Raw genomic sequence first — 15,788 nt, 5'->3', positions numbered from 1 at the left:
CCCGAGCCGAAGGGAAATCAGCCTTGCGCACGCCCGCCCTCACCACGTCCTCCGACGGTTTCCTCCTCCACGGCGAACCGTTCCGGATCATCTCCGGCGCCATGCACTACTTCCGCATCCATCCCGACCTGTGGGCGGACCGGCTGCGCAAGGCCCGGCTGATGGGCCTCAACACGGTGGAGACGTACGTCCCGTGGAACCTCCACCAGCCCGACCCCGACAGCCCTCTCGTCCTCGACGGCCTCCTCGACCTGCCCCGCTACCTGAGCCTCGCCCGCGCCGAGGGCCTGCACGTCCTGCTGCGCCCCGGCCCGTACATCTGCGCCGAGTGGGACGGCGGCGGCCTGCCCTCCTGGCTCACCACGGACCCCGACATCCGGCTGCGCACCAGCGACCCCCGCTTCACGGACGCCCTCGACCGCTACCTCGACATCCTGCTGCCCCCGCTGCTGCCCCACATGGCCGCGAACGGCGGACCCGTCATCGCCGTCCAGGTCGAGAACGAGTACGGGGCGTACGGCGACGACACCGCGTACCTCAAGCATGTGCACAACGCGCTGCGCTCTCGCGGCGTCGAGGAGTTGCTGTTCACCTGCGACCAGGCGGGCTCCGCCCACCACCTGGCCGCCGGGAGCCTGCCCGGCGTGCTGTCCACCGGCACCTTCGGCGGCCGGATCGAGGAGTCGCTGCGCAAGCTCCGCGAGCACCAGCCCGAAGGGCCCCTGATGTGCTCGGAGTTCTGGATCGGCTGGTTCGACCACTGGGGCGAGGAGCACCACGTCCGGGACGGCGCGGACGCCGCCGCCGACCTCGACCGGCTGCTCGCCGCGGGCGCCTCCGTCAACATCTACATGTTCCACGGCGGCACCAACTTCGGCTTCACCAACGGCGCCAACCACGACCAGTGCTACGCGCCGATCGTCACCTCCTACGACTACGACGCCGCCCTCACCGAGTCCGGCGACCCCGGCCCCAAGTACCACGCCTTCCGCGAGGTGATCGCCCGCCACGCCCCGGTCCCGGACGAGCCCGCCCCCGCCCCGTCCCCGAAACTCTCCGGCATCACCGTCGAACTGGACCGCAGAGCACCCCTCCTGCCGTGGGCCACCGCCCACAGCCCGTCCGCCGGCCGCACCGAGGACCCGCTCACCATGGAGGAACTGGGCCAGCGCTCCGGCTACGTCCTCTACCGCAGCGCCTTCCCCGAGCCGGGCGACGGCCTGCTGCACTTCGCCGGCGGGGTCGGCGACCGCGCCCAGGTCTTCGTGGACGGCGCCCCCGTCGGCGTACTGGAACGCGAACGCCACGACGAGACCCTCCCACTGCGCGTCCCCCGCGCCGGCGCCACCCTGGAGGTGCTCGTCGAGAACATGGGCGGCGTGAACTACGGGCCCCGCATCGGCGCCCCCAAGGGCCTCCTCGGCCCCGTCACCTTCAACGGCACTGCCCTGCACGGCTGGGACACCCACCGGCTGCCCCTGACCGACCTGGCCACGGTGCCCTTCGCCCCGGCCGGCGAGACGGCACACACCACCGTGCCCGCTTTCCACCACGGCACCTTCGACGTCGACACCCCCGCCGACACCTTCCTCTCCCTGCCCGGCTGGACCAAGGGCCAGGCCTGGGTCAACGGCTTCCACCTCGGCCGCTACTGGAACCGGGGCCCGCAGCGCACCCTCTACGTCCCCGCCCCCGTCCTGCGCCCCGGCGCCAACGAACTGGTCCTGCTGGAGCTGAACGCCACCACCACCGCCCGCGCCCACTTCACCGACACCCCCGACCTGGGGCCGGTGAAGCCCTGATGACGGCCCCCCACCGGCTGCGCCTCCCGCCCGAGCCCCCGCCCCCGCTCACCGGTCATCTGCCCTTCGCGGACGTCCCCGGCGCGAGCGACCCCATCGAGGTCACCAGCCGCTGGCTCACCCGCGGCGGCCGGCCCTGGTTCCCGGTCTCCGGTGAGTTCCACTTCACCCGCTGCCCCGCCGGGGAGTGGGAGGAGGAACTGCTGAAGATGAAGGCGGGCGGGGTGACGGTCGTCGCCGCGTACGTCATCTGGATCCACCACGAGGAGACCGAGGGCGACCTCCGCTTCGACGGCGACCGCGACCTGCGGCGCTTCGCCGAACTCTGCGCCCGCCACGGTCTGGACCTCATCCCCCGCATCGGCCCCTGGGTGCACGCGGAGGTACGGGGCGGGGGCCTGCCCGACTGGGTCCTCGCCCGCACCGACGCGCCCCGCACCGACGACCCCGCGTACCTGGCGCCCGTACGCCGCTGGTACGCGGCACTCGCCGAGCAGCTACGCGGTCTGGACCGGGGCCACGGCGGGCCCGTCGTCGCCGTGCAGATCGAGAACGAGCTGTACGACCAGCCGGGCCATCTGCTGACCCTGAAGCGGACGGCCCAGGAGGCCGGACTCGCCGCCCCGCTGTGGACGTCGACCGCCTGGGGCGGCGTGCAACTGCCCGAGGACGAACTGCTGCCCCTGTACGGCGGCTACCCCGAGACCTTCTGGACCGAGGCCGACGGCGGCTGGCCCGACACCTGCCGCAAGCACTTCTTCTTCACCCACCAGCGCGACGACGAGGGCATCGGCGCCGACCTGCGCCCCACCACGGTCCGCGGCGGCGACCCGGAGGCGCTCGCGGAGCGCTTCCCCTGGGCGACCTGCGAGCTGGGCGGCGGCATGGCCGTGGCCTACCACCGCAGGCCGCGCGTCGACGCCGCCGACATCGGCGCCCTCGGCCTCACCAAGATCGGGTGCGGTTCGGTGTGGCAGGGCTACTACATGTTCCACGGTGGCACGAACCCCCGGGGGCGCACCACGTTCCTCCAGGAGTCCCACGCCACCGGCTACCCCAACGACCTGCCCCTGCTCACCTACGACTTCCAGGCCCCGCTCGGCGAGTACGGCCAGTACCGCCCCTCCTACGACGAACTCCGCCTCCAGCACCTGATGCTGGCCGACTTCGGGGAGCACATCGCCCCCATGAGGTCGGTGCTGCCCGAGCGGCTCCCGACGGGGCAGGACGACCGGGAGACCCTGCGCTGGGCGGTGCGCGGCGACGGACGGTCCGGGTTCCTCTTCGTCAACAACCACCAGCCGCACGAGCCGCTGCCGGACCACACGGACGTCTCCTTCACGGTCGACTTCCCCGACGCGCCGCCCCTCACCCTGCCGGCCACACCGGTCACGGTCCGCCGGGGCGCCTACTTCTGCTGGCCGCTCCGGCTCGACCTGGGCGGACTGCGCCTGGAGTGGGCGACGGCGCAGGTGCTGTGCGTGCTGGACGGCGCGGGCGGGGGAGCCGAGGAGGGCCGTGACGCCGACGCGGGCCACCCGGTGCTGGTGCTGGCCGCGATCGACGGCATCACCCCCGAACTCGCCCTGGACGCACGGTCGGTGAAGGCGGTGCGGGTACCCTCCGGTGATCTGACGACCGTCGGGGACCGCCTCCTCGTCACCGGGCTGCGGCCCGGCACGGACGCCCTCGTCGAGGTGGACACCGCCGACGGCCGCCGCGTCGACCTCCTCGTCCTGGACGCGGCCACGGCCCGGACCGCCTACCGGGGCCCCGCCTGGGGCGCCGACCGGCTGGTCCTCTGCGACGGCGGCGTCGTCTTCGACACCCACCGCGACGAGGTACGGGTGCACAGCCGGTCCCCCGAGCCGTCGCTCGCGGTGCTGCCCGCGCCGCCCGCGCCGCCCGCGGCACCCGTGGCCGCCGCGGGCACGGTGAAGGAGACGGCGGACGGAGTGTTCGCCCGCTACACGCTGGTCGCTGCGGCCGAGGGGCCGGGCGGCGCCGACGGGCTCGGCGGGGCGGAACGGACCCTGCCCGCCGCCCTCGTCCGGGCGCCCGGCGAGGCACCGCCCACCGCCACCGGCGTGCTCGGGCGGGCCGGCGCCCCGGCGGACGGGCACTACGACACCGTCGCCGCCGAGTACCACGTGCCCGTGCCGGACGAACTCCCGCCCGGCACCCTGCTCCGGGTCCACTGGACCGGCGACACCGGCCGCGCCTACGTCGGGGACCGGCTCGTCGCCGACCAGTTCTACTCCGGGCGCGTCTGGGACCTCGCCGTGGACCGGCTGCGGACGGAAGGCGACCCGGGTACGGAGGGCCTGCGGCTGAAGATCCTGCCGCTGCCCGCCGGGGCGCCGGTGCACATTCCGGACCGGATCGACGACTCCCCGCTGCCCGCGCGGGTCGACCGGGTGGAGTGGCTCACCGTCCACACCCTGCCGTTGCGGGCGGGCTGACCACGAGACCGGGAGGCCGGGGCCCGCGCCGCTGCCTCCCGTCGGCTCGGTTCCCCCGGCGCCCCGGGCGCCGCACCTATTCTGTGAACCCCGGCGGGACGCCGTCCCGCCCTCCCGTCGAAGAAGGAAGCGCCGCATGCCCCGAAGCACCACGGACGGCACCGCGGCCGGGGACACCGGTACGGCCGGCGGCCCCAGACCCACCGGCAGCCGCAGCAGACGGAACTTCGCCGGCTCCCGGCCGGTGATGGACGACGTGGCCCGGCTCGCCGGCGTCTCCAAGCAGACGGTCTCCCGCGTCCTCAACGACAACCCGGCCGTACGGCCCGAGACCCGTGAGGCCGTGCGGGCCGCGATGCGCACCCTCGGGTACCGCCCGAGCCGCAGCGCGCGCTCCCTGGCCAGCGGCCGTACCCGCATGCTCGGTGTGATCTCGTTCGACGCGGCCCGCTACGGACCCGCCTCCACCCTCACCGCGATCAACACGGCCGCCCAGGAGGCCGGCTACCTGGTCAGCTCCATCGCGCTGGACACGGCGGACCGTGACACCGTCGTGCAGGCGGTGGACCGGCTGTCCGCCGAGGGCGCGGACGGGATCATCGCCATCGCCCCCCAGCGCCCGGTGGCGACGGCGCTCGCCTCCGCCCGCCCCGACACCCCGCTGGTGATGCTCGACAACGGCCTCGGCGACGGCACCCCCGTGGTGTCCTCGGACTTCCGGGCCGGCGCACGGCTCGCCACCGAGCACCTGCTGGGCCTCGGCCACTCCACGGTCTGGCACATCGCGGGCCCCACCGGCTGGACCTCCGCCGACCGGCGCGCCGCGAGCTGGCGCGAGACCCTCACCGGGGCCGGTGCCCCCGTCCATGAACCGCTCGTCGGGGACTGGAGCGCCGACTCCGGCTACGCACTGGGGCGGCGGCTCGCGGACAGCCCGGACGTCACCGCCGTCTTCGTCTCCAACGACCAGATGGCCCTCGGGCTGCTGCGGGCCCTGCACGAGGCGGGCCGCCGCGTCCCGGACGACGTGAGCGTCGTCGGCTACGACGACATCCCGGAGGCCGCGCATCTGCTGCCCCCGCTGACGACCATCCGCACCGACTTCTCCGAGATCGGCACCCGGTCCCTGCGGCTGCTCCTGACCCAGCTGGACGACCCCGCCGACACGGAGGAACCCCCGGCACGGACCGAACAGGTCGTCCCGGTCGAACTCATCGTCCGCCGCAGCACCGGCCCGGCACCGCGCTGACCCGGGGGAGTGCAGGGCGGCGCCGGGGCGCACAGGGCGGCGCCGGGGAGAGCCGGGAGCGCCGCCCCCGGTCACGGCTTGCGGGCTATCGCCCCGTACATCGCGATGTCCTCGTCGCGGATGTCCTGCTCGCCGGTGCCGTCCGGCTGCCACTTGTGGACCTGGACGATGCCCGGCTCGACGAGCTCCAGGCCCTCGAAGAACTCATGGGCCTCGTCGATGGTGCGCAGCCGCATCGGCATGTCGCGGGCCGCGTACTCACGGGCGACCCGGCCCACCTCCTCCGGCGCGAACTCGGCGGTGCCGATGGTCATCGCGAGGTAGCTGCCGGACGGCAGGGGTTCGAGGAGGCGGCGCACGATGCCCACCGCGTCGTCCTCGTCCAGGACGAAGTGGACGATCGCGATCACCGTGAGCGCGACCGGCTGGGAGAGGTCGAGGGTCTCCAGGAACTCGGGGGAGCCGAGAACGGTCTCCGGGTCCTGGAAGTCGGCCTCGATGTACGCGGTCCTGCCCTCGGGGGTGCTGGACAGCAGCCCCTGGGACAGGGTGAGGACGATGGGGTCGTTGTCCACGTAGACCACCCGCGACTCGGGGGCCACCGACTGGGCGATCTCGTGGAGGTTGGGGGAGGTGGGGATGCCGGTTCCGATGTCGAGGAACTGGCGCATGCCGGCCTTCTCGGCGAGCCAGCGCACCGCGCGGTTCATCCAGTCGCGGTTGGCGCGCATATGGACCGGCAGGGCCGGCCACTCGTGCGCCATGGCGTCACCGGCCTCCTTGTCGGCCGGGTAGTAGTCCTTGCCGCCGAGGATGTAGTCGTAGATGCGCGCGGAATGCGCGTGCTCGGTGTCGATCCGGTCGGCCGGCCATCCGTTGTCGGGCAACGCCGCCCCTCCCATCAGGTCGTTCGGTCCAGGTGCGTGGTCGGGCAAGCCCGGGGTCCGGCGTGCGCCGAACCCCGGTTCAGCAAGTGGTGCGTCAACACAGCTTGGCAGCAAGGGGTTTCACAGCAGGAAGTCGGCCTCGCCCGCCTTCACTCCGGCCAGGAACGTGGTCATCTCCCGTGGGGTGAAGACCAGCGCCGGGCCGTCCGGATCGGTCGACTGGCGTACGGCGACCCGGCCGTCCGCCAGCTTCTTCACCTCCACGCAGGCACCTCCCGCGTCGTCGCTCCAGGGCCGGCGCCAGTCGTGGGCGCCGAGGTCGCGGGAGGGCATGCCGTTGCGTACGTCGCGGATGTCACGTGTCGAGTGGCGCACTTCCTGGGATATGTCGTGGTGCACGTCAGAGCTCCTTGCGTAGGGCGCCGAGGAGGGCCTCGGTCTTGCGGGGCGGCGCGGACTGCGCGCCCAGCCGGTCCATGGCCTCGCGGTAGACGACCACGTCGCCCCCCTTGTCGAGGTACACCGCGCCCACCAGACCGTTGAGATAGACGATGTCCGGCAATTCGGGTGCCCTGAACCGGAAGAGATGGAACGCGCCGGCCCGCATCGCGGGATGCGGGCCGTTCCGGAACGGCATCAGCTGCACCGTCACATGCGGCAGCCGATTCAGCTCGATCAGATGGTCGATCTGGGCGCGCATCACGTTCGGCCCGCCCACCGGCCACCGGAGCACCGTCTCGTCCATCACCACCCACAGCCGAGGCGGCTTCTCCCTCGTCAGCAGTTCCTGGCGGCGCATCCGCAGCGCCACCCGTCGCTCGGTCGCCTCCGTCGCCGCATGCGGATTCCCGGCGCCCAGCAGGGCCCGCGCGTACGCCTCGGTCTGGAGCAGCCCGTGCACGAACTGCGCCTCGTACGCGCGGATCTGGAGCGCCGCCTGCTCCAGGTTCAGATACGCGGCGAACCAGTCGGGCAGGACGTCCCGGTAGGTGTGCCACCAGCCGCGTTTGTTGGCCTCGCGGGCCGATTTGAGGAAGGTCTCGATCTCCTGCTGGTCGCTCACCCCGTAGACCTGGAGCAGTTTCTCGACGTCCGGCAGGCGCAGCCGGGCGACCTTGGCGGCCTCCATCCGGCGGATCGTGGAGTGACTCACCCCGATCGCCTCACCGGCCTGCTCGAAGGTGAGGCCGGCGCGGGTGCGAAGTTCCTCCAACTGACGGCCGAGGATCATGCGCAGTACGGAGGGGGCCCCGCCCCAGTCGGTCTCCGCGCTCACGCCCACCTCCTCGCCTCGATGACGCAGTCTGGCACGATCTTGGCGCGAACGTTGACATGCTGCGATCGACAAATTGCAAATTTCAACTTGCTGGTTGCGAGGTGTTGTTCACGGATGCCACAGTGGAACCACCGTCACGGCTTCGGTGAACGCTGGGGCTGCGCGGCCAGGTTGGGGGAGATGTGGCCGCAACTCAGCGCTGTGCGCAGCGAGTTGCACGATCCTCGCGGCGTACGGCGAGGCCGGCCGTGGCACCGGCACCACTGACGGTGCGAAGGGCCCACGAAAGGCATACGGCGATGGCTCCGCCCCTCCTCCCCCAGTCGTCGGACCGGTTACCGCCGGCCATGTGTCCACCCACCCGGAGGGCGGCCGCCTACGAGCCCCACAGAGCGGGCGTTTTCGGACTGCCCGCGGTGCCCGCCTCGGCGGGTGAGGCACGCAGAACGGTCCGCGAACTGCTCGCGGAATGGGGAGTGACTCCGGACCTCCGCGAGGACACCCTCCTCATCACCTCCGAACTCGTCACCAACGCGCTGACCCACACCACGAGCGAGTGGATCGTGTGTCGGCTGCATCTCACCGGGCAGCGGCTCCGCATCGAGGTCGAGGACCAGAACTGCGGTCACGCCCAGCCCGCCCGACGCCGACCCGGACCCGACGACCAGAACGGACGCGGGCTCATGCTGGTCGGCATGCTCAGCAGCGACTGGGGGGTCGACGAGACCCCACAACGGTCCGGTCGCGTCGTCTGGGCAGAACTGCCGTCGGAGGGCCGGGAAACCGCCGAGCCCGCCCCTCCGACGGCGTGACCTTCCACCGGGACCGCACGACCGGGTCCACGCTTCCCTCTCCGCACGGCGAGAGGGAAGCACGGTGAGCACCGAGTCCGAGATCGACGTCCTGGTCCTGGGCGGGACGGGCGTCGACAACATCGTCTACGTGCCCGAACTGCCCCTGCCGTTCGCCGACAGCCATCTGGTGCCGGCCATCGAGACCATAGCCGGGCAGACCGGGGGCTTCACGGCGGTCGCCCTGCACGCCCTGGGTCGTGTCCGCAAAGTCCCGTCGTCCGCCCGGAGGGCGGGCCAGGCGTCGCGGGGCAGGCGGGACTTTGCGGACACGGCCTGGAGCTGCGGACACACCACTTCGACCTGCTCGGCGACGACCACGAGGGCGACCTGGTGCGCGCGCCGCACCGGGACCGGGGCATCCCGCTCACCGAGCGCCCCTGCCCGGCGGCACCCGGCGGGCCGTGAACCTGGTCCGCCCCGACGGGCGCCGCCGCTCGCTCTACGACGGCAGCCGCGGCCAGGACGCGGACGAACTGCCACCGAAGACCGTCCGGGCTCTCGCCCGCGCCAGCCGTCATGTGCACGTCGCCATCAGCCAACCGTGCGCAGCCTCCCTGCCGGTGCTGCGGGAGACCGGGGTGAGCCTGTCGACCGACCTGCACGACTGGGACGGCGTCAACCCCTACCACGAGCCGTTCGCCCACGCGGCGGACATCGTCTTCCTGTCGGCCGCCGCGCTCGTCGACCCGGAGACGACGATGCGCCGGATCGCCGAACGCGGCCGGGCCCAGGTGGTCGTGGTCACGGCGGGCGCCGAAGGCGCCTACCACCTGGCCGACGATGTGCTCAGCCGCATCCCGGCGGTGCCCCCGCCGACGCCGGTCGTGGACTCCAACGGCGCCGGGGACGCGTTCGCGGCGGGCTACCTCTTCGGCCGGCTCACCGGCGAACCACCGCACCGGTGCGGCCTGTTCGGCGCCATCGCCGGCGCGTACGCCTGCACGGTCCCCTCGACCCGCACCGACGCGATCGGCCGCGCCGAACTCCTCGCCCGCACCGCCGAGCCGGAGCCCTGAGCGGCGCGGAGGCGCGGCAGCCCTTGCCGGGGGCGCCGCGCCGTGGGCCCGGACGTCAGAGCTGTCCGCTCGCCGCCAGCCGGGCCTCCGCCTGGGCGCGTGCCGCTTCCAGCACCGCCAGCAGGACCGTCTTGCTGGACTGGCGCTCCCGCACGTCGCACAGCACGACCGGCGTCGACGGGTCGAGGTCGAGGGCCTGGCGGACCTGCTCGGCGGTCGCCTCCCTGCGGCCGTCGAAGCAGTTGACGCCCACGGCGAACGGGATGTCGCGGGACTCGAAGAAGTCGATCGAGGCGAACGACGCGTCCAGACGGCGGGTGTCGGCGAGGACCACGGCCCCCAGCGCGCCCGTCGACAGGTCGTCCCACATGAACCAGAAGCGGTCCTGGCCCGGCGTACCGAAGAGGTAGAGCACCAGCTCCGGCGAGATGGTGATACGGCCGAAGTCCATGGCGACCGTGGTCGAGCTCTTCTTCTCGATGCCCGCGAGGTCGTCGACGCCGACGCTCGCCGTGGTGATGCGCTCCTCGGTCTCCAGTGGGGCGACCTCACTCACCGAGCCCACCATCGTGGTCTTGCCGACGCCGAAGCCGCCCGCGATGAGGATCTTCAAGGCGGTGGGGAGGAGCGGCTCAGAGCTGACGGATACCATCCATCACCCTTTCGATGAGATCCACGCTCGGCTGCTCGGTCAGCGCGGGCGGGGCCTGGACAATGATCAGCTCGGCGTTGAGGAGGTCGCCGCAGAGCACTTTCACCACACTCACCGGCAGATCCAGGGTCCCCGCGATCTCGGCCACCGCGACGGCACGTTCGCGGCAGAGCGCGAGGATCGCCATGGCCTCCGGCTCTAAGTGGTCCTGCTCCGACTCATGGGTGAACCGGGAGACCACCAGCGTGATCAGCGTGAAGTGATGTCTGCTGTGGCGGGTACGGCCACCGGTGATGGCGTACGGCCGGACATGACGTCCGGCCTGCTCATCGTCGAGCCATCGTGGCTCACGCATCCTGGACGTAACCGGACGGGGCCTCCACCCGTGGTGCGGCACTCAGGTACTTGCCGACCTGCTTGACCAGAGTTCCCATCTCGAACGCCATCATGCCGACGTCCACCTCCTCCGAGGCGATCGCGGCCAGCCGCGCGCCCCGGCCGGCGGCCGTCACGAAGAGGAAGGCCCGCTCCATCTGGATGACGGTCTGCTGCACCTCGCCGCCGTGGAAGTGGCGTGCCACGCCCCGGGCGAGGCTGTGCATGCCGGAACCGACGGCGGACAGGTGCTCGGCGTCGTCACGCCGGATGTCCCTCGACTTCCCGATGAGAAGGCCGTCCCCGGACAGCACCACGGCGCAGCGGATCTCCGGAATCCGCTCGACGAGTCCGTCCAGGAGCCAGTCCAGCTGGGGACCGGGTTGTACCTGCTCAGTCATTGCTGAATGTTCCTCACAGTTAGTCGGCGCCAGGGGAAGCGCCGGTCAGGTGGCGCCATGGGGGGTTGCGCCGGGGGGTGGGGCGCCGGGGGGAGAGCACCCGTCATGTGGCGCCGGGGCCGCGCGGTCGTGCCTGCCGGTCGTCGTTGCCGTCCGGCCCGCCCGGCTCGGAGAGCCGGGCCCGCTTCAGCCCCTGCTGGATTGCGATCATGGCGCGTGCCGAGGCGTCGGGGGAGAGCCCCGCCTCGGTGTCGCCTTCCCGCAGACCGTCCGCGGCTTCCTTGCGGAGCTGCTGTGCGAGGCTCGCACCCCGGGTCCGCTGGGGCAGGACCTGGGGTGTGGTCAGGGGACCGGAGGAGGTGGCCCGGCCGGACGCGGCGGGGGAGGAGTGCCCGGTCATGGCACCCGACCCGGAGGTGGCGGGCCCGAGCCCGGCACCCCCTCCGCTTCCGTACTGGGGTCCGCTTCCGGTCCCGTACTCCGTTCCGGCGCTCGTCCGGGCGCCGGAACCGTACTCGGGTCCGCCGCCGTATCCGGCGCCCGGACCCTGGTGTGCCCCGCCGGCCGTGCCGCCACCGCTGGTCAGGGTGGTGTGCGGCGCGGTGGTCTGCCCGGCGGGCGCGGTGGGGTGCGTGGCGGGCTCCTGCGGGGGAGCCCAGTCGGTGGTGCCCGCGGACGAGGGCATCAGGGGCGCCGGAGGCAACAGACCGGCACCTCCGTAATCGGGGAATCCGCTGTGGTCCGGCATCCGGGGGTCCGTCAGCAGGCTCCCGGGAGCCGCCAGCGGGTCGGCGCCGCCGGAGACGGCACCGGCGCCCACCCCGGCGAGCACCCCGGCACTGTGCGGCTCCGACACGTCGGAGACGGCATGCCCGCCCCCGCCGAGCCCGCCCGTACCGGAGGACACCGCCGCCATGTTCGACGCGGCCACCGCCGACGTGAGCTGGTCGAGGACCGGCGAGTCCACCTCCTCCAGGAGGTCCGCCGGCAGCAGGACGACGACGAGCGTGCCGCCGTACACCGACTCGCGCAGCTCCACCTTGATGTTGTTGCGCTCGGCGAGCCGCGCCACCACGAAGTGCCCGAGGCGCGGGTCCGCGCCCAGGGCGGTCATGTCGAGCTTCGGCGGGTGGGCGAGAAGGTGGTTCGCCTTGTGCCGCAACTCCTCCGGCACACCCAGGCCGTGGTCCTCGACATGGATGGCCAGGCCCTTGGCGACCTTGGTGGCGCTGACGAACACCTGGGTGTCCGGCGGCGAGAAGCTGGTGCCGTTCTCGATGAGTTCGGCGAGCAGATGCGTCACGTCCGACACGGCCCGCCCGGTCAGGGCGAGCCGACGGTCGGCCGGCTGGTTCTTGATCTTGACGCGGGTGTACGCCTCGGTCTCCGCGACCGCGCTGCGCATCACGTCGGTGATGGAGACGGGCGCGGTCATCCGGCGGGTGGGCGGCGAACCGGAGAGGATCACCAGGTTCTCCGCGTGCCGGCGGACACGGGTGGCGAGGTGGTCGACCTTGAAGATGTCCTTCAGCAGGTCGGAGTCCTCGTGCTTGCGCTCCAGGTCGTCCAGGAGCGAGATGAGGCGGTGGATCAGGATCTGCGTCCGGCGGATCAGCTGGGCGAAGACCTTCTCGGAGCCCTCCCGGCCGAGGCTCTGGCGTACCGCGCTCTCCGCGGCGACCCGCCCCAGGTGCTCGATGGCGCCGGCGAGCCGCTCCATCTCGTCCGCCGAGGGCTGCCGGCCGGCGGCGAGGGACTCGGGATCTATTCGCTCGCCGCGCTCGATTCGGGCCAGCAGCTGCGGCAGCCAGACGTCCGACAGCTCCTCGGTCCTGCGCTGGAGGTCGGCGATCCGGCGCAGCGTGGAGCGTCGGCCCCGGGAGGCCAGCAGGGCCCCGGCGGTCAGCGCGATCAGCGTGGCGGCGGACCCCAGCAGGCTGGCGAGGAGCAGGTCGTCGGCGCGTTCCGAACCGGCGTCGGCGACGCCCCGCACGGACTCGGCGCCCAGCGACTGGAGATCGCCGATGACGCCCTCGCTCGCACCGGGCCAGGCCGGTGCCTGCCGGGGCAGGGCGGTGCCCTCGCCGTTGGTCATGGCGTCCTCGACGACGCCGATGGTGGTCCACTGCGCGCTGTCGGTGATCTCCCCGTAGGAGGCGGCGCCGCCGACGGGCAGATCCCGGGCGTTGAGCGCCGCGCGGATCTCCTGCTGGATCGCCAGGTACTGGGAGAACCGGGTGCGCGCCTGCGGGGTCAGCTTGCGCGAGGGCAGCGCGCCGGAGATCAGCGCGTCCTCGCGGGAGAGCATCTCGGTGAGCCGTACGACCGCCGTGGTGGCCTCGACGGAGTGCGCGCGGTTGCCGTCGTCGCTGCTCACGGCCGCGCCGAACAGGTTCACCCCGGCCTGCACGGCACCGGTGAAGTACTGGAAGGCGCCGTCGCCGTCGAGCTCACGGTCGTCGATCGCGGAGCGCCGGTCCTCCAGGTCGTCCAGCGCGTCGTCGAGCTTCTCCGCCAGGTTCCGCAACCGGTGGGTGTCGAACGCGGACATGGACGCCTTGCGGTACGAGGTGACCGCGGCGTCCGTCTTCTCGCGGGCCGCGTCCAGCTTCGAACGGTCCGACCCGGCCCGGCTCGTCTGCCACACGGCGGTGAGCCGGCGCTCCTCCTGGAGCCGGGACAGCACGGTCTGCGCGGGCGCGGCGACGGAGGTGGCCCGGTCCGACTCGGCCCACAACTGGATCTGCTCGTCGACGAGTCCGGCCGCCGTGTAGCCCCAGATTCCCGTGGCGAGGACCGCGGGGACGACGAACGGCACGACGAACGAGTACCGGAGGGATGTGCGAGAGGCGGACCGATGACGTGTCCGCCGGTCGCGGGTGCCTGGCATCTGATTCCTCGTACGACAGCGAAAATCCGATGGCGGTCAGGGGTGGCGCGTGGTGTCCGACATCCCCCCTGTGCGCCGACTTGACACGCCGTCGGCAAATGTCAGCGGCCGTGGGGAACCGTATCAGGCCCCATGCCTGACCGTCAGCATCCGTTTGACCGCAACCAACCACTCATGGGCGCGAGTTGACGAAGATCACAAAAGGGCCAGCAGCTTGGGGGTGTACAAGGCGCTCGCCGTGCCGATACCGGCCACCGTGTCGAAGTAGATGGAGGTCAGTTCCGGGTCCTGTCGCACGGCCCGCAACAGGGACAAGCGTTGCTCGTTGGGCTCCAGTCGGGCAACCCCCAGGGTCGCTTCGTACCCCGGAGTGAGAGCGGCGTCACGTTCCTCGGCGTACGCGTCGAGCGCCGCGTCGAGGGCCGCCGGGTCGCCGCCGAGACGGGGACCGGCGTGCTTCGCCAGGGATTCCGCTTGTTGAAACGCGTCAGTGATGCCGCGAGCGGTGATCGAGTCCTTGTGGTGGCCGGCGTCCCCGACCAGCGCCCAACCGGGCCCGGCCGCCTGCCGGAAGAAGTTCCGCTGGTCGCCCGTTCCGCGCAGTCGCTCCACCGGTTCCCGGCCCGCGATCCTTTCGTACAGGGTGGGAGCGGTGGTGCGGACCTGCTCCAGGAACGACGAGCAGGCGGTGGAGCGGATCTCGTCGAAGCGGGACTGCGGGAAGTAGGCGAGGACGAGGGTCGCGTCGTCGTTGGTGGCGACGGCCGCCACCCAGGACCCGGTGCTCTCGTACAGCTCCAACGAGGCCGGAACGTCCGTGTAGTAGGCGTAGTACGCGCAGGTCAGCCGCTCGTCCTCGACGGTGAACGGGGCCTTCGCGAGGTCGGCGACGGTGGAGCGCATGCCGTCGGCGCCGACGACCAGGTGCGCGCGTTCGCTGAAGGGCCGTCCGTCATGGCTGCCCTCCACACCGACGACCCGGCCGGAGGCGTCGTGCAGCAGGCCGGTGACCACGCACTTCTCCCGGTACTCGACTCCGGCCGCGACCGCCGCCTCCACCAGGACCGCGTCGAGGACCCGGCGCCGTGGCGCGTACGCGGCGCGCTGCCCCTCCACACCGCGGGCGCAGCCCTCCAGCCGTATGTCCGCCACCTCGTAACTCACCCGGTCGAGCGGTGGGCAGCCGGTGGCGCGGACGGCGTCGAGGAGCCCCCAGCGGGCGAGGGCGGCGACCCCCGGCTGGTGGATGAGGTGGGTGGACAGGGTGTCCGAGCCGAAGACCCCCTTTTCGAGCAGGAGGACGCGGAGGCCGGCGCGGGCCAACAGCATGGCGGTCGGGGCTCCGGCGCAGCGCGCCCCTACCACGATGGCGTCGAACATGTGGGCCTCACTACCTAGGTCAATGTCGGAAGGGGAGCGGGCGGGCCGGCGGTGGGAGGGGGGCACCGGCGACGGTGCGGGACCGGGACGCAGTGAGCGGGCGGTCCCTCCGGGAACGCGAAAACCCCCGAGAAGCGCGTGCGGACGCCCCCGGGCCGCGTGTGGACGCCCCGAGGGAGGGGCGCGTGCGCGGTGGGTGGGGGGATCAGGCGACTTCGGGGGTTCATGGGTGACGGGATCGGAGAGTCGGGTGAGGTCGGGGCCGGGGTCGAGCAGGCCCCAGGGGTGGGTGGACGGATCGTGCGGTCGGGTGGGTGGACGGTGCGCGCGGTCGGGGTGGGTGGACGGTGCGTGCGGTCGGGGTGGGCGGAGGGTGCGTGTGGTCGGGGTGGGCTGGGGATCGAGCGGGGCGGGGACGGGGGGTTGGGTCGGGTGGCCGGGGACGGGAGACGGGAGGGAGGGAAGGGGACTGTCTCCTTCATCGCTCCCCAAGGGGGTGGCGCGGACCCTCCCGGTCCGGTGAGGGTTCCGGGGAGGGCGAAGA

General features: G+C 72.5%; 12 protein-coding genes and 1 pseudogene. 5 read left to right on the top strand and 8 right to left on the bottom strand.

What is annotated here, in order from left to right:
• Positions 1-23 precede the first annotated feature (23 nt).
• The 3 genes from M8J73_RS01035 (at position 24) to M8J73_RS01025 (ending at position 5,513) form a co-directional block, all read left to right on the top strand.
• Positions 24-1,802 carry a glycoside hydrolase family 35 protein gene (locus M8J73_RS01035; RefSeq protein ID WP_249828110.1) on the top strand — a complete coding sequence of 593 codons (1,779 nt, stop codon included), beginning with the start codon at positions 24-26 and terminating at the stop codon, positions 1,800-1,802.
• A complete protein-coding gene (locus M8J73_RS01030) occupies positions 1,802-4,264 on the top strand; it encodes a beta-galactosidase (protein ID WP_249828109.1) in 2,463 nt (820 codons plus the stop codon). Before M8J73_RS01035 ends, M8J73_RS01030 begins: the two co-directional genes overlap by 1 nt.
• Positions 4,265-4,400: 136 nt before the next feature.
• Positions 4,401-5,513: a LacI family DNA-binding transcriptional regulator gene (locus M8J73_RS01025; RefSeq protein WP_055542554.1), complete on the top strand. Its 1,113-nt coding sequence runs from the start codon at positions 4,401-4,403 to the stop codon at positions 5,511-5,513.
• Between the two features lie 71 nt (positions 5,514-5,584).
• Here M8J73_RS01025 and M8J73_RS01020 read toward each other — a convergent pair whose 3' ends face one another.
• The 3 genes from M8J73_RS01020 to M8J73_RS01010 form a co-directional block, all read right to left on the bottom strand.
• Positions 5,585-6,400 (bottom strand): SAM-dependent methyltransferase, encoded by an 816-nt coding sequence (locus M8J73_RS01020; RefSeq protein ID WP_055542555.1) that lies wholly within the window; start codon positions 6,398-6,400, stop codon positions 5,585-5,587.
• A gap of 120 nt (positions 6,401-6,520) precedes the next feature.
• Positions 6,521-6,733 (bottom strand): DUF397 domain-containing protein, encoded by a 213-nt coding sequence (locus M8J73_RS01015; protein WP_055542557.1) that lies wholly within the window; start codon positions 6,731-6,733, stop codon positions 6,521-6,523.
• 67 nt (positions 6,734-6,800) lie between these two features.
• Positions 6,801-7,676 (bottom strand): Sco1979 family transcriptional regulator, encoded by an 876-nt coding sequence (locus M8J73_RS01010; RefSeq protein WP_249828108.1) that lies wholly within the window; start codon positions 7,674-7,676, stop codon positions 6,801-6,803.
• 299 nt (positions 7,677-7,975) lie between these two features.
• On the opposite strand from M8J73_RS01010, the gene M8J73_RS01005 reads away from it, so the two are divergent.
• A complete protein-coding gene (locus M8J73_RS01005; protein ID WP_206187796.1) occupies positions 7,976-8,488 on the top strand; it encodes an ATP-binding protein in 513 nt (170 codons plus the stop codon).
• Positions 8,489-8,552: 64 nt separating this feature from the next.
• Positions 8,553-9,546: pseudogene (locus M8J73_RS01000) on the top strand (adenosine kinase).
• 55 nt (positions 9,547-9,601) lie between these two features.
• Here M8J73_RS01000 and M8J73_RS00995 read toward each other — a convergent pair.
• From M8J73_RS00995 to M8J73_RS00975, 5 genes are all read right to left on the bottom strand, one after another.
• Positions 9,602-10,198 (bottom strand): GTP-binding protein, encoded by a 597-nt coding sequence (locus M8J73_RS00995; protein ID WP_249828107.1) that lies wholly within the window; start codon positions 10,196-10,198, stop codon positions 9,602-9,604.
• On the bottom strand, positions 10,179-10,553 hold the full coding sequence (locus tag M8J73_RS00990) for a DUF742 domain-containing protein (protein ID WP_249828106.1): 375 nt from the start codon (positions 10,551-10,553) through the stop codon (positions 10,179-10,181). The genes M8J73_RS00995 and M8J73_RS00990 overlap by 20 nt, the downstream gene beginning before the upstream one ends.
• The gene (locus M8J73_RS00985; RefSeq protein WP_159774189.1) at positions 10,546-10,974 is read right to left on the bottom strand and encodes a roadblock/LC7 domain-containing protein; all 429 of its coding nucleotides are present in this window, start codon (positions 10,972-10,974) and stop codon (positions 10,546-10,548) included. The genes M8J73_RS00990 and M8J73_RS00985 overlap by 8 nt, the downstream gene beginning before the upstream one ends.
• Before the next feature lie 103 nt (positions 10,975-11,077).
• Positions 11,078-13,792, bottom strand: a complete 2,715-nt coding sequence (locus M8J73_RS00980; protein ID WP_249828105.1) for a sensor histidine kinase — start codon at positions 13,790-13,792, stop codon at positions 11,078-11,080.
• A gap of 267 nt (positions 13,793-14,059) precedes the next feature.
• Positions 14,060-15,244, bottom strand: coding sequence for an FAD-dependent oxidoreductase (locus tag M8J73_RS00975; protein ID WP_055537071.1), 1,185 nt, complete (start codon positions 15,242-15,244; stop codon positions 14,060-14,062).
• Between the last annotated feature and the right edge of the window lie 544 nt (positions 15,245-15,788).

The organism is Streptomyces neyagawaensis (assembly GCF_023516595.1).
Taxonomy (GTDB): domain Bacteria; phylum Actinomycetota; class Actinomycetes; order Streptomycetales; family Streptomycetaceae; genus Streptomyces; species Streptomyces neyagawaensis.
This window is presented reverse-complemented; position numbering and strand designations above follow the sequence as displayed.

Excerpts from the sequence above, each read along its gene's own strand:
- M8J73_RS01030 (WP_249828109.1), top strand. The coding sequence starts at position 1,802 with ATGACGGCCCCCCACCGGCTGCGCCTCCCGCCCGAGCCCCCGCCCCCG.
- M8J73_RS01025 (WP_055542554.1), top strand. The coding sequence starts at position 4,401 with ATGCCCCGAAGCACCACGGACGGCACCGCGGCCGGGGACACCGGTACG.
- M8J73_RS01015 (WP_055542557.1), bottom strand. The coding sequence starts at position 6,733 with ATGCCCTCCCGCGACCTCGGCGCCCACGACTGGCGCCGGCCCTGGAGC.
- M8J73_RS01005 (WP_206187796.1), top strand. The coding sequence starts at position 7,976 with ATGGCTCCGCCCCTCCTCCCCCAGTCGTCGGACCGGTTACCGCCGGCC.
- M8J73_RS00995 (WP_249828107.1), bottom strand. The coding sequence starts at position 10,198 with ATGGTATCCGTCAGCTCTGAGCCGCTCCTCCCCACCGCCTTGAAGATC.
- M8J73_RS00990 (WP_249828106.1), bottom strand. The coding sequence starts at position 10,553 with ATGCGTGAGCCACGATGGCTCGACGATGAGCAGGCCGGACGTCATGTC.
- M8J73_RS00985 (WP_159774189.1), bottom strand. The coding sequence starts at position 10,974 with ATGACTGAGCAGGTACAACCCGGTCCCCAGCTGGACTGGCTCCTGGAC.
- M8J73_RS00975 (WP_055537071.1), bottom strand. The coding sequence starts at position 15,244 with ATGTTCGACGCCATCGTGGTAGGGGCGCGCTGCGCCGGAGCCCCGACC.